Source organism: Kitasatospora sp. NPDC059648 (assembly GCF_042734825.1).
GTDB lineage: Bacteria > Actinomycetota > Actinomycetes > Streptomycetales > Streptomycetaceae > Kitasatospora.
In genome coordinates this window covers 1-12,226 of the sequence record NZ_JBHWDU010000070.1, presented here as the reverse complement: position 1 = coordinate 12,226, position 12,226 = coordinate 1, and the positions used below count along the sequence as shown (strand labels likewise).

10 protein-coding genes are annotated in these 12,226 nt (G+C 75.5%); 8 read left to right on the top strand and 2 right to left on the bottom strand.

The features are described from left to right. The first annotated feature begins 49 nt into the window (after positions 1 to 49). From ACFV1W_RS30430 to ACFV1W_RS30415, 4 genes are all read left to right on the top strand, one after another. Positions 50 to 748, top strand: coding sequence for an AAA family ATPase (locus tag ACFV1W_RS30430; protein WP_380420477.1), 699 nt, complete (start codon positions 50 to 52; stop codon positions 746 to 748). Positions 749 to 846: 98 nt separating this feature from the next. Further along, positions 847 to 1,806 carry a zinc metalloprotease gene (locus tag ACFV1W_RS30425; RefSeq protein WP_380420476.1) on the top strand — a complete coding sequence of 320 codons (960 nt, stop codon included), beginning with the start codon at positions 847 to 849 and terminating at the stop codon, positions 1,804 to 1,806. A gap of 179 nt (positions 1,807 to 1,985) precedes the next feature. Further along, on the top strand, positions 1,986 to 2,447 hold the full coding sequence (locus ACFV1W_RS30420) for a universal stress protein (RefSeq protein WP_380420475.1): 462 nt from the start codon (positions 1,986 to 1,988) through the stop codon (positions 2,445 to 2,447). 51 nt (positions 2,448 to 2,498) lie between these two features. Next, on the top strand, positions 2,499 to 3,305 hold the full coding sequence (locus ACFV1W_RS30415; protein WP_380420474.1) for a DNA-formamidopyrimidine glycosylase family protein: 807 nt from the start codon (positions 2,499 to 2,501) through the stop codon (positions 3,303 to 3,305). Between the two features lie 35 nt (positions 3,306 to 3,340). On the opposite strand, the gene ACFV1W_RS30410 is transcribed toward ACFV1W_RS30415, so the two are convergent. Beyond that, positions 3,341 to 3,976: a uridine kinase gene (locus tag ACFV1W_RS30410; protein WP_380420473.1), complete on the bottom strand. Its 636-nt coding sequence runs from the start codon at positions 3,974 to 3,976 to the stop codon at positions 3,341 to 3,343. A 50-nt stretch (positions 3,977 to 4,026) separates the two neighbouring features. Next, positions 4,027 to 5,337, bottom strand: coding sequence for a PQQ-binding-like beta-propeller repeat protein (locus tag ACFV1W_RS30405; protein WP_380420472.1), 1,311 nt, complete (start codon positions 5,335 to 5,337; stop codon positions 4,027 to 4,029). Positions 5,338 to 5,677: 340 nt separating this feature from the next. Here ACFV1W_RS30405 and ACFV1W_RS30400 point away from each other — a divergent pair, with 340 nt between their 5' ends. The 4 genes from ACFV1W_RS30400 to ACFV1W_RS30385 all read left to right on the top strand — a co-directional run bounded on the left by ACFV1W_RS30400 (position 5,678) and on the right by ACFV1W_RS30385 (position 12,174). Then, positions 5,678 to 8,359, top strand: a complete 2,682-nt coding sequence (locus ACFV1W_RS30400) for a SpoIIE family protein phosphatase (RefSeq protein ID WP_380420471.1) — start codon at positions 5,678 to 5,680, stop codon at positions 8,357 to 8,359. A gap of 36 nt (positions 8,360 to 8,395) precedes the next feature. Beyond that, the gene (locus ACFV1W_RS30395) at positions 8,396 to 10,063 is read left to right on the top strand and encodes a sensor histidine kinase (protein ID WP_380420470.1); all 1,668 of its coding nucleotides are present in this window, start codon (positions 8,396 to 8,398) and stop codon (positions 10,061 to 10,063) included. A gap of 153 nt (positions 10,064 to 10,216) precedes the next feature. Further along, a complete protein-coding gene (locus ACFV1W_RS30390; RefSeq protein ID WP_380420499.1) occupies positions 10,217 to 10,885 on the top strand; it encodes a response regulator in 669 nt (222 codons plus the stop codon). Between the two features lie 554 nt (positions 10,886 to 11,439). Next, positions 11,440 to 12,174 (top strand): transglycosylase family protein, encoded by a 735-nt coding sequence (locus ACFV1W_RS30385; protein ID WP_380420469.1) that lies wholly within the window; start codon positions 11,440 to 11,442, stop codon positions 12,172 to 12,174. The last annotated feature ends 52 nt before the right edge of the window (positions 12,175 to 12,226 follow it).

Here is a 12,226-nt window from a genome sequence, read left to right as displayed (position 1 = left end):
TCCGCACCCGCCCTGACCACGGACCTTTACTCGTTCTTGGGAATGCGCCATGCTCCAGGGACGGGAACAGCGGGGGAGGGGCCGGGTGACGGGCGTACGAACATCGCGGGCGGCGGTGCCACGGGTGCCGCCGCCCCGCACCGCCGACGGCCGGGGTACCGGCAGCCGGGTGGTCCGCACCGGCGTGCACGGGCTGCGCGGCCCCGGTCCGGCCGTCCTGCGCTACCCCGCCGGTGACCTGCTGATCGTCACCGGCCTGCCCGGCAGCGGCAAGAGCACCCTGATGCGCCGCTGCGTGCGTGCCCCGCTGGTCGACTCCCAGCTGGTCCGGGAGGAGTACGCGGCCCGGCTGCCCGGCCGACTCCCGTACGCGCTCTACCGCCCGCTCGTCCGGCTCGCCCACTACCGGCGGCTGCGCCGGGCGGTGCTGGACGGCGGTCCGCTCGCGGTGCACGACTGCGGCACGCTGCCCTTCGTCCGGGCCTGGCTGGCCCGGGCCGCCGAACGGCAGGGCCGCCGGGTGCACCTGCTGCTGCTCGACGCCGACCCGGCCGAGGCCCGGGCCGGGCAGCGGCGGCGCGGGCGACGGGTCTCCCGCTACGCCTTCGCCCGGCACCGGGGCGCCGCCGCCCGGCTGCGGCGGCTACTGCTCGGGGCGGGGCGGCCGCCGGCCGGCTGTGCGTCGGCCGTGGTACTCGACCGGGGCGCCGCGCGCGCCCTGCGGGAGATCGACTTCTCGGCGTCGTAGTCTCGTGCGGGTCCGCGCCGGGCGCCGGTCGCCGCCGGCCACCGGCGGGCGGGCCCGATGAGCGGCCGAAGCCCCGTCAACTCCCCTCAGGAGCGCTGATGCGCCGTACTGCCCGGGTGCGCTCGCGTGCCCCCCGCCTGTTCCCCTGCGCCGTCGCGCTGGTCGCCGCGGCAGGCCTGAGCCAGTTCGCGGCGCCGGCCCCGCACCGCGCGGTGGCGGCCACCGTGTGCGAGGGCGCCGACGCCGCGGCCCGCAAGCCGGCCGGCAGCCGGGCGGGCGGGGATCCGAACGTCGTGAGCGCCGACCGGGCCCGGGCGATGCAGGCGGACCTGGCGGGTCGGCTCGCCGGACTCGGCGCCACCCATGTCCCGCTGGCCGCCGCCCCGACCAGCATCCCGGTGTACGTCCACGTGATCCACGCGGGGGGCGCCGGCCGGCTGGACGGGGGCGTCGTCGCGGCCCAGATCGACCACCTGAACGCCACCTACGGTGGCCAGGGGGCGGGCAACACGCCGACCCGGTTCCACTTCGAACTGGCCGGCACCGACTGGACCGACAACGCCGGCTGGTACACCGGGATGACGCCCGGCTCCGCCGCCGAGCAGGCGATGAAGACCGCACTGCGCAAGGGCGACCAGGGCACCCTGAACCTGTACACCGCCCACCTCGGCGAGTCCCTGCTCGGCTGGTCGACCTTCCCCGACGCCTACCGCTCCCGCCCGACCGACGACGGCGTGGTCATCCTGGACGATTCGCTGCCCGGCGGCCCTGCCACGCACTACAACGAGGGCAACACCGCCACCCACGAGATCGGTCACTGGCTCGGCCTCTTCCACACCTTCCAGGGCGGCTGCCTGTTTCCGGGAGACTACGTGGACGACACCCCGCCCGAGCGCACCCCCGGTTACGGCTGCCCCGAGGGCCGCCACAGCTGCCCGGGCGGTGGGCTCGACCCGATCCACAACTTCATGGACTACGGCTACGACTCCTGCATGACCCAGTTCACCCCGGGTCAGGTCCAGCTGATGTCCAAGTCCTGGGCCGCCTACCGCAGTTGAGTCGGCCGGAAAGCGGAGAGGGCCTCGGCGGAGCCGCCGCCCGGCGGCTCCGCGGCCCGTCCGGGCAGGTCGGAGGACGTGAATCGCCGTATCCCGCGCGGCAATTGCCCACCGTTTGTCCGATTTGATCTATGTTTGGCGGGTTGGGACCGAGCAGGAGCAACCGAAGGAGACACGGCATGACTGGCAAGCCCCGGATCGTCGTCGGTGTGGACGGCTCGCCCGCCTCGGAGCAGGCGCTGCGCTGGGCGGTCGACTATGCCAAGGCCGTCGGCGGGACCGTCGACGCGGTCGCCGCCTGGGAGTACCCGGCCTTCTACGGCTGGGGCGGCACGGCCGTGCCGGCCGACGTGTACAGCCCGGAGGGGCTCGCCGGGAAGACCCTCTCGGAGAGCGTCGCCAAGGTCGTCGGCCAGGACGCGGGCGTGCCGATCAGGGAGAGCGTGGTGCCCGGCAACGCGGCGGGCGCCCTGCTGCAGGTCGCCAAGGGCGCTGCGCTGCTGGTCGTGGGCAGCCGCGGCCTCGGCGGCTTCTCCGGCGTGCTGCTGGGCTCGGTCAGCCGCCACGTCACCGAGCACGCACCGTGCCCGGTCGTCGTGGTGCGCGAGGGCTACGTCGAGGGTGGCGCCCACTCCCTGTGACCGCCGCCGGGCGGTCCCCCGCCGGACCGCCCGGCGGACCAGAATGGAGGCATGCCAGAAGGTGACTCCATCTACCGCGTGGCGGTCCGGCTGCACGAGGCCCTCGCCGGACAGCTGCTGACCAGCGCCGAACTGCGGGTGCCCGCGCACGCGACCGCCTCGCTCGCCGGGCGCCGGGTGCTGGAGGTCCGCCCGCGCGGAAAGCACCTGCTCACCCGCCTCGAAGGCGGCCTCACCCTGCACACCCACCTGCGGATGGACGGCCGCTGGGAGGTCTACCGGCCAGGCGAGCGCTGGGGCGGAGGCCCCGCCTGGCAGATCCGCGCCCTCCTCGGCACCGAGCACGGCACCGCCGTCGGCTACCGGCTCCCGGTCGTCGAACTGCTGCGCACCACCGACGAGCGGCGGGCCGTCGGCCACCTCGGCCCGGACCTGCTCGGCCCCGACTGGGACCCGGTCGAGGCCGTCCGCCGGCTCCTCTCCCGCCCGGCCCGTCCCCTCGTCGAGGCCCTGCTCGACCAGCGCAACCTGGCCGGCATCGGCAACGTCTACGCCAACGAACTCTGCTTCGTGGCCGGGGTGACGCCGTGGACCGAGGTCGGCGAAGTCCCGCACCCCGACCGGCTGGTGGAGCGCGCCCGGCAGATGCTGGAGGCCAACAAGCTGCGCCCCGGCCACATCACCACCGGCGACACCCGGCCAGGCTACCGGCACTGGGTCTACGGCAGGGCCGGGCGGCCCTGCCCGCGCTGCGTCACGCCCGTCCTGACCGGGCGCCAGGGCGACGCCCCGCGCGACCGGGCGGTGTTCTGGTGCCCGTACTGCCAGCGCGGACCGGCCCCGGCGGGCAGGGGCTGACCGGCGGGTCCCCGCCGGGACCGGCCGCCCCGGGCCTACACCCGTTCGACCAGGGCCGGGTGCCGCGGGTCGTCCACCCGGACGACGACGTCGGCGGCTTCGGCCGGCCCGGTCTCCGCCTCGTAGCGGGCGAAGGCGGGCAGCGTCCACTGCTGGTCGGCCGGGGTGCGGCGGGCCAGCGCGGCCGGGGTGAGCGCCAGATGGACGGTCAGCTCAAGTGGCAGCCACCGGCCGAGCAGTAGCGCGCCGTCCAGCAGCAGTACGCCCCCGGGCGGGAGTTGGACGTACGGCGCGCGGGTCGAGCGGTCGGTGGCCGGGTCGCGCAGCGAGGGCAGCACCCGGCCGCTGCCACCGGGCTCCAGCGGGTCCAGCACCTCGCGCAGCAGGGCGCCGTCGTCCAGCCAGAGGTCGTGGAAGGCGTCGGTGTCCCGGTGGCCGTACTCCAGCCGGATCGAGGCCGGGCGCAGGAAGCCCTCCGCCGACACCCGCAGCGAGGGGCGGCCGCGCAGCCGCAGCGGCTCCACCAGGGCGTCGGCCAGCAGCTCGGGCCGGGCGGCCGCGGCGCCGTCCACGGCGATCCGCAGCCACCGCTCGCCGGAGCCGGGCAGCGCGGTGATCCGGTCGGCGAGCAGCTCGGCCAGCTTGTCGGGGGAGATCGGGCGTACCTGCACCAGGCCATCCTGCCGTTCGTCGGGCCGTTCGGGTCAACGGGGGCGGGGCGTCAGGCCGTCGGGATCGCGTGCAGGACGTCGTCGTGGCCGGCGTAGAGGCGGGTCCCGTCGGTGGCGAGGGTCCACACGTCCCGGCCCGGGCCGGAGTCGTGGAAGGTCCAGCGCGGCCGCCCCGTCGCGGCGTCGATCGCGCAGACCCCGGCGGTCGCCGGGCCCGGTACGAACAGGGTGCCGCCGACGACCAGCGGACGGCTGCGGCTGTCCAGCGGGAACGGCAGCCTGCGGGACCACAGCACGGCGCCGGTGGCCAGGTCGTTGCAGGTGACGACGCCGCTGTCACGCGGGACGAACACCCGGGCGCCGTCCGGGACGGGCGGCAGCGCCCGCCAGGACTCGCCCCGGGCGGGGGAGTGCGTCCAGCAGGGCTCGCCGCCGGGGCCCAGCACGCGCACACCGCCCGTGCCGTCGGGGACGAGGAAGCCGTCCCCGAAGGCGACGCACCAGCGCAGTCCCTCCGGCCCGGGAGCGGTCCACAGCTCCCGCCCGGTGGCGGCGTCCCGGACCGCCAGTTCGGAGCCGTCGCCGAGCGAGCGGGCGCAGGCCAGCAGGCCCGTGCCGCCCCCGGGGGCGGGGGCGACCGGCTGCTCCTGGTGCGGGCCGGCGGCGGACCAGAGCACGGTGCGCTCGTCCAGCCCGAGGGCGAAGACCCGGGTGCCGGGGAAGACCTCCTCCTGGCGGAACGGGGCCCAGGCGTAGCCGTAGAGGACGCCGGTGGCCGCGCAGGTGAGCTGGAGCCGGGTGGACAGCTCGTCGGGCAGTGGCAGGCTCCAGTCGCCGGCCGGGTCGCTGAGGTGACGGGCGTCCAGGTGGCCCTTCGACTCGGCGCTGAAGAGGTGGTCCGGCCCGATCGCGACCTTCCCGCCGGACGGTTCGGCGTCGCTGGGCCAGTTCGGGGGCGGAGGCGGGTCGAACACCACCAGCCTGCCGGGGCCGCCGCCGACCGGGTCGAGGACCTGCAGCCCGGCCTTCGACAGGAACACCGGGCGCCGCGGCGCGGCGACCAGCCGCTCGGGGGTCATCGCCTGCGCGCCCCGGTACGTCCACAGCGGCGTCGGCCCGGACAGCGCGGTCGGCACCGGGAGGGGCGGCTGCGGCACCGGCCCGCCGTCCGAGCGGCCCAGCGCCCACACCGCTCCGCCGACCGCCAGCACCCCGGCCCCGGCCAGCAGCGCCCGCCGGCTCAACCGGGGCCCGCTCCCGCCCCCGCCGAGCACGTCCCCGGGCGCCTCGGCCCCACCGCCCGCCTCGTCCCACTGCCACGAAGCGTCCCGCGTGGCCTCCTCGGACGACGGCGACTGCATACCGCTCCCACTTCCGCCCCTGGCGGCCTCGGCGCCACCACTCGCCGGGAGGATATCGAACGGTCCCCGAACCATCCGAAGTCGTCCCGCGGCGTCACAACCGGATCGGGCGCCTTCTGGCGGACGCCTTCGGCAGGGCGCTCTCGACGCGCTGCTGATCAGAGCGGAGCAGCCGGTGGAGGCCGACCTCACCACGCTGCCGTAAGCCCGTCACCTGCCCGGGGGAGTACTCCGGCCGGCTCCCCGGGGCGTTCGCCCTCGTGCGGGCGGGGCCGGTGGGCCGTCCGGGGGGCTGGTGGCTCGCCTTGACATGGTTCGGGGCCGGACGTAGCAAGGGAGCATGCGCCATCCGAAGGCGGTCGGCGGGGCCGCCGAGCCGGTCCGCGGGGCAGGCCCGGAGACGGCTTCGGAACCGGTCCTGGAAACGGTCCTGGAAACGGCTCCGGAACCGGCGTCGGGGGCGCTCGCGGAAGGGGACGCGCTTCCGGAAAGGGGCGCGTTCCCGGAGAGAGGCGCGTTCCCGGAAGAGGACGCGCTTCGGGCAGGGGACGCACTCCCCGGGGCCGCGCACGAGCGGGACGCGCTGCTGGCGAAGGCCGTGCGGCGGGTGCTGGGGTCGACCGGGGCGTACGCGGCGATGGTGTACCTGCGGTCGCGGGACGGGCGGTCGCTGGTGCTGCGCACCGTCGCGGGGGTGCCGCTGTTCATCATCGGTCCGTTCCGCCGGGTCGCGGCCGCCGGGCCGCTGCCCGCCGCGGTGTGCTTCCGGACCGGCCGGAGCGTCACGCTCTCCGACCCCGAGGACACCATGCGGCGCTTCCCGCAGTTCGCGGTCGGGCTGCCGTACGACTTCGTCTCGGCCTTCGTGCCGGTCGGGCACGGCGGGGAGCGTTTCGGGGTGCTGAGCGTGCTGTGGCCGGCTTCGGACGACGGCGTCCCGGCCCACGAGGGCGAGCAGCTGGCGCCGATCGCCTCCCGGCTGGGTGCCGGCCTCGCCGACCTGGTGGCGGCCGGGCAGTCCGTGGAGCCGGGGGGTGACGCCGCGGTGGTGGAGCTGCCGCCGCCGTCCGTGCCCACCACCCGGGTCGGGCTGTTCGACTGGGACGTGGCCACCGGGGCGCTGGCGGCGGACGTGCGGTTCCGGGAGATCTTCGGTTTCGCGCCCGGCGAGTTCGACGGCACGGTGGGCTGTCTGACCAGGCGGATCGCCCCCGGGGACATGCCCGAGTTCAGGGCCGCCACCCGGACCGCCCTGGAACGCGGCGAGGTGCTGGCGGCCCGGGTGCGGGTGCTCGGCCCGGGAGGACGCCCGTGCCCGGTGGAGCTGTGGGCCCGGGTGCCCGGTGCGATCCACGAGGGCGGGACCCACCTGGTCGGTGCCGTCCTGGACGTGCGCGCCCTGACCGCCGCCGCGGCCGCCGTGGAGCGGCTGCGCGAGGGCGTCTTCTCGCTCGACCCGGACGGCCGGGTCGGCTACGTCAACCGGGCCGCCGAGCCGCTGCTGCGGGCGACCCGGGAGGAGCTGGTCGGCCGTCTCCCGTGGGAGGTGCTGCCCTGGCTCGCCGACCCCTTCTACGAGAACCGCTACCGCGCGGCCCTGCTCTCCCAGCAGCCGACCACCTTCCTGGCCTCCCGCCCGCCGGACGCCTGGCTCGCCTTCTCGCTGTTCCCCGACGGGCACGGCGTGACCGGCCGGGTGGTCGCCACCGAATCCCCGCCGGACGCGGCGGAACCGCCGACTGGGCCCGGTCCGGGCGCCGGCCCGGCAGACGTGGGCAGCACCCACCACCTGCTCCAGCTGGCCAGCGCGCTCACCGAGGCGGTCACCGTGCGCGACGTGTGCCGGACGGTGGCCGAGGAGATCCTCCCGGCGTTCGGCGGCCAGGAACTCGCCATCTACGGGGTGCACGGGCAGCGGCTGTACCTGGTCTCGCAGACCGGCTACCCGGACGGCTTCCTGGACGGCTTCGAGGGCACCCCGATCGACGCGCGCGTCCCCGGCGCCGAGGCGCTCAGCACCGGCACGCCGATCTTCTTCGAGTCGGTGCGCGAACTCGCCGCCGCCTACCCGGGCCTCGCCCTGGACGAGATGGGGGCCTGGGCGTTCCTGCCGCTGATCGCCTCCGGCCGCCCGGTCGGCAGCTGCATCCTCGGCTTCGACCGCGCGCACACCTTCACGCCGGAGGAGCGCGGGCTGCTCACCGGTCTCGGCGGCTTCATCGCCCAGGCGCTGGAGCGCGCCCGGCTGTACGACGCCGAGTTCGCCCTGGCCCGCGGCCTCCAGCAGGCCCTGCTGCCGCACCGGCTGCCGCAGGTGCCCGGCATCCGGACCGCCGCCCGCTACCTGCCGGGCACCCAGGGCATGGAGATCGGCGGCGACTGGTACGACGCGATCGTCACCGGCGCCGATCTCACCCTGGTGATCGGCGACGTCGAGGGTCACAGCGTGGCCGCGGCCGCCGCGATGGGCCAGCTGCGCAGCGCCGTCCGCGCCTTCGCCAGCGGCGGCGAGCCGCCCGACCAGGTGCTCGCCCGTACCAACCGGCTGCTGCTGGACCTCGATCCCGGGCTGCTCGCCAGCTGCTGCCTGGTCCGCCTCACCCCGGCGGACGGCACGGTGCGGGTCGGCCGGGCCGGGCACCTGCCGCCGGTGCTGCGCCACCCGGACGGGCGGGCCGAGGCGCTGTACGTCCCCGGCGGGCCGCTGCTGGGCGTGGACGGGCGGGCCGCGTACCCGGTCGACGAGCTGCGGCTGCGGCCCGGCTCGCTCCTCGTCCTCTACACCGACGGGCTGGTGGAGGACCCGGCGCTGGCGATCGACCAGGGGGTGGACCGGCTGCGGGCCGCGCTGGCGCACGGCCGGGCGGAGGAGGGACTGGAGGAGCTGGCCGAGCGGGTGCTGCGCGAGGTCGGCTCCACGGGGCGGGTGGACGACGTGGCGCTGCTGCTCACGGCCTTCGAAGGCTCCGGGCGGCCCGGCGGACCGGCGACTTTCGTCGGTGCCGACGGCGACGAAGGGTGACCGCGGCCGCAACGGCAGGCCGGTTAGCCTCGACGGGTGGAAGCAATCGCGCGGGCCTGGTCGAAGGCGGTACGGACGGCGCTGCCGGGGCCCTGGCGGCGCCGGCGGGTGGTGGGCGAGGCCCTGCTGGCCGTGTTCATCGGCGCGGTCGCCGGCCTGCTGGAGCTGCTCGCCCGCACCGACCTGGCGGTGCCGTTCGGCCTCGCGGTCGCCGTGCTGTGGGTGCTGCGGAAGGGCTTCCCGGCCACCGTGCTGGTGCTCACCGGGGTGATCGCGGGCTGGTCCCTCGGACCGATGGTCCTGCTGCCGTGCGCGGGCTGGGCGGCCGGGGCGCGGATCAGCCGGGTGTGGCGGCTGGTCGGCGCCTTCGTGCTCAGCTATCTGATGATCTCCACGTTCGGGATGCTCAAGGACGGCACCTCGGGCTCCTTGAAGCTGATCATCGGACTGTCGCTCGGCCTCTTCCTGGTCTTCGCCGTCCTGCCCGCGCTCTACAGCCGCTACCGGGCGCAGCGCCGCGCGCTGCTGGACGCCCTGCGGGAGCGCAACGAGCAGCTCGTGCGCGAGCGGGCGATGGTGGTCCATCAGGCGCGGCTGCGCGAGCGGCACCGGATCGCCCAGGACATGCACGACAGCCTGGGCCACCAGCTCGCGCTGATCTCCGTGCACTCGGGCGCGCTGGAGGTGGACCGCACCCTCGGCGACCGGCAGCGCGAGGCCGTCGGGGTGCTGCGGCAGGCGGCGGTCGCGGCGATGCGCGAGCTGCGCGAGGTGGTCGGGGTGCTGCACGACGAGTCGACGGCGCTGCCGTCGGCCGCCGGCGCACCGGGGGCGCCACCGGCCCGCGGCGGGGTGGACGGGGTCGAGGGGCTGGTGGACTCCTCCCGGGCGGCCGGAGCCGAGGTGGCGTTCTCCACCGAGGGCGCGCGGCGCCCGCTCCCGGCGGCGGTCGACCACGCGGCCTACCGGATCGTGCAGGAGGCGCTCACCAACGCGCACAAGCACGCCCCCGGTGCGCCGATAGCGGTCGCGCTCCGGTACGAGCCGGACGCGCTGGTGGTGGAGGTCGTCAACCCGTGCGCGCCGGCGCTCGTCGGCGCGCACCCCGGCGCGGGCTCGGTGGTCAGCGGCGGGCAGGGGCTGACCGGCTTGCGGGAGCGCGCCCGGTTGGTCGGCGGCATGGTGCACGCCGGGCCGACTCCCGACCAGGGCTTCCGGCTGGCTGCCGTCCTCCCGTACGAGGGGGCGGAGACCGAGGGCGGCGCCGCGCCGGCGGGTGAGGAGGACCGGGAGTCCGGCGGTGTGCCGTCGGAGGACGGGACGGACGGTCGGCGGCGGCGTCCGGCGCTCGGCTGCGCGGCCGGGGTGGGTACGGTCACGCTGGTGGTGGCGGGCCTGGTGGCCTGGGGTGTGACAGCTCTCGTCCGGGGCGCCGGCGATTCGACGGTGCAGCAGTCGGTCTACGACGAGATCCAGCCGGGTCAGTCGCGGGCCGAGGTGCTGCGCCGGCTGCCGCCCGGCAACGACTTCTTCACCGCCGACTACCAGGACGCCGGGCCGCCCCGGCCGGAGGGCTCGCACTGCCGCTGGTACTCGCTGGCCAAGGACGGGCCCGGCGACTCCTGGTCGGACAACCACGTGGCGCGGTTCTGCTTCAGGGACGGGACGCTGGTGGAGAAGGTCGAGTACGTCACCAAGGTCTGACCCCGTGTCCCGCCCGCAACCGCCTCGCGTCCCGCCCGCGTCCGCAACCGAACCGCCTTGCGTCCCGCGGTCCTGGCCCGGGCGGGAGGCCGGACGGCCGGGATGTGAGGATGGTGCCCCCAGTCGCATCACCGTTCGAGGGGAATGACCACCGTGATCCGAGTCCTCGTCGCCGACGACGAGCCGCTCATCCGGGCCGGGATCAGGATGATCCTCGGATCGGCCGACGACATCGAGGTGGTCGCGGAGGCCACCGACGGCCGGGAGGCGCTGGACCTGGCCCGGGCGCACCGGGTGGACGTCGTCCTGCTGGACATCCAGATGCCGGTGATGGACGGTCTGACCGCGCTCGGGGAGCTCGGGAGGGTCGCACCCGGCGCACGGGCGATCATCCTCACCACCTTCGGGGAGCGCGAGAACGTCCTGCGCGCCGTGACCGAGGGCGGCGCCGGGTTCCTGCTCAAGGACACCGCGCCGAACGAGCTGATCCAGGCCGTCCGGGCGGCGGCCGGAGGGAACGCCTTCCTCTCCCCGGCCGCGACCCGGCACATCGTCGACTCGCTGGCCTCCGGGCGCAGCGCCTCGGCGGCCGCCCGCGGCGCGGAGGCGCGCCGCCGGCTGGAGGTGCTCACCGGGCGCGAGCTGGAGGTGCTGGGGCTGCTCGGGGAGGGCCTGTCCAACGCGGACGCGGGGGCCCGGATCCACATGAGCGAGGCGACGGTGAAGACGTACGTCAGCCGGATCCTGGCGAAGCTGGGCTGCGAGAACCGGGTCCAGGCGGCGCTGCTGGCGCGGGACGCGGAGTTCGACGACTCTCACTGAGAGCTCTTGCGCCGTCACACAGTGCGTTCGCAGTGGCGGATGCCACTCAACTGCCGCCCCGAAGCGGGAACTCCGGATATCGGGGTGACGCTGCGTCAGTGACCGGCTGCGGACGGTCGATGGTGTGCGGGACTTCACGGATGGACAGATGTGAGCGCGGGCACGGAAATTGATCGTTAGATCTTGATAATTCGGTCAAATCCGGTCAAACCGGGCGCGCTTTCTTGATCGATACCGCCGGTAACAGTCAACTGACCTGCGAAGTCCAAGAATTGCTTGCTGCGCCCCGGACATGCCCCTAGCTTTCTTGGCGGCGCAACGAGCGCCACCCGGGTTCACCCCGACGCACGGCCCGCCGACTGACCCCCGGCGCGAGGGCGGTGCCCGCCGACGAGACCGGCTCGAACAGGCCGTCGGCGAGCGGAGGTGGCCGGGGCGGAACGGCACGTCCGACACGTGTCCGGCCGCCCGACGAGCGAGGTGAGCGCGACCGACCGGCCCATGTCCCGGGCCTGGTTCCGCCTGCCCGCCCGGGGCTTGTCGAGAGGACATTCATGACTTCCCGTCACGAGACCGCCGCTGCCACCGACACCACCGCCACCGGCAAGCGCAACCGCCTGCGGATGGCGGTCGTCGCAGGTGCCGCCGTCGCGGCCCTGCCGGTGGCCGGCCTCGTCACGGCCACCTCGGCCTCCGCCGCACCCTCCTCCACCTGGGACTCCGTCGCCCAGTGCGAGAGCGGCGGGAACTGGAGCATCAGCACCGGCAACGGCTTCCACGGCGGACTGCAGTTCACCCCCTCCACCTGGGCCGCGTACGGCGGGACCGCGTACGCCTCCCAGGCAAACCAGGCGACCAGGGCACAGCAGATCGCCGTCGCCGAGAAGGTGCTCGCCTCGCAGGGGCCGGACGCCTGGCCCGTCTGCTCCAAGAAGGCGGGCCTGAGCAAGGGTGGCGCCCCGGCTGCCGTCGACACCTCCGACCAGGGCTCGGCCGCCGCCGAGCCGACTGCCCAGCGCGCCGCGAAGGCGGCCCCCAAGGCCGCCCCGAAGCCGAAGCCGCAGGCTCCGAAGACCGCGCAGGGCCGTCCGTCGGCCAAGCCGGTGCAGTCGGCGCCCGCGGCGGGGAAGAACGCCTCCGGCGGCAGTTACACCGTCAGGAGCGGCGACACGCTGAGCGACATCGCCGCCAAGTTCGGCGTCGACACCGACAACCTGTACGGAAGGAACGTGCGCACCATCGGCGCCGACCCGGATCTCATCTTCCCGGGTCAGACCCTGACCGTCTGACGCCCGCCCCGCCGCGCTCCGGCACGCCCGAGCGGCCACCCCCCACGGGGGC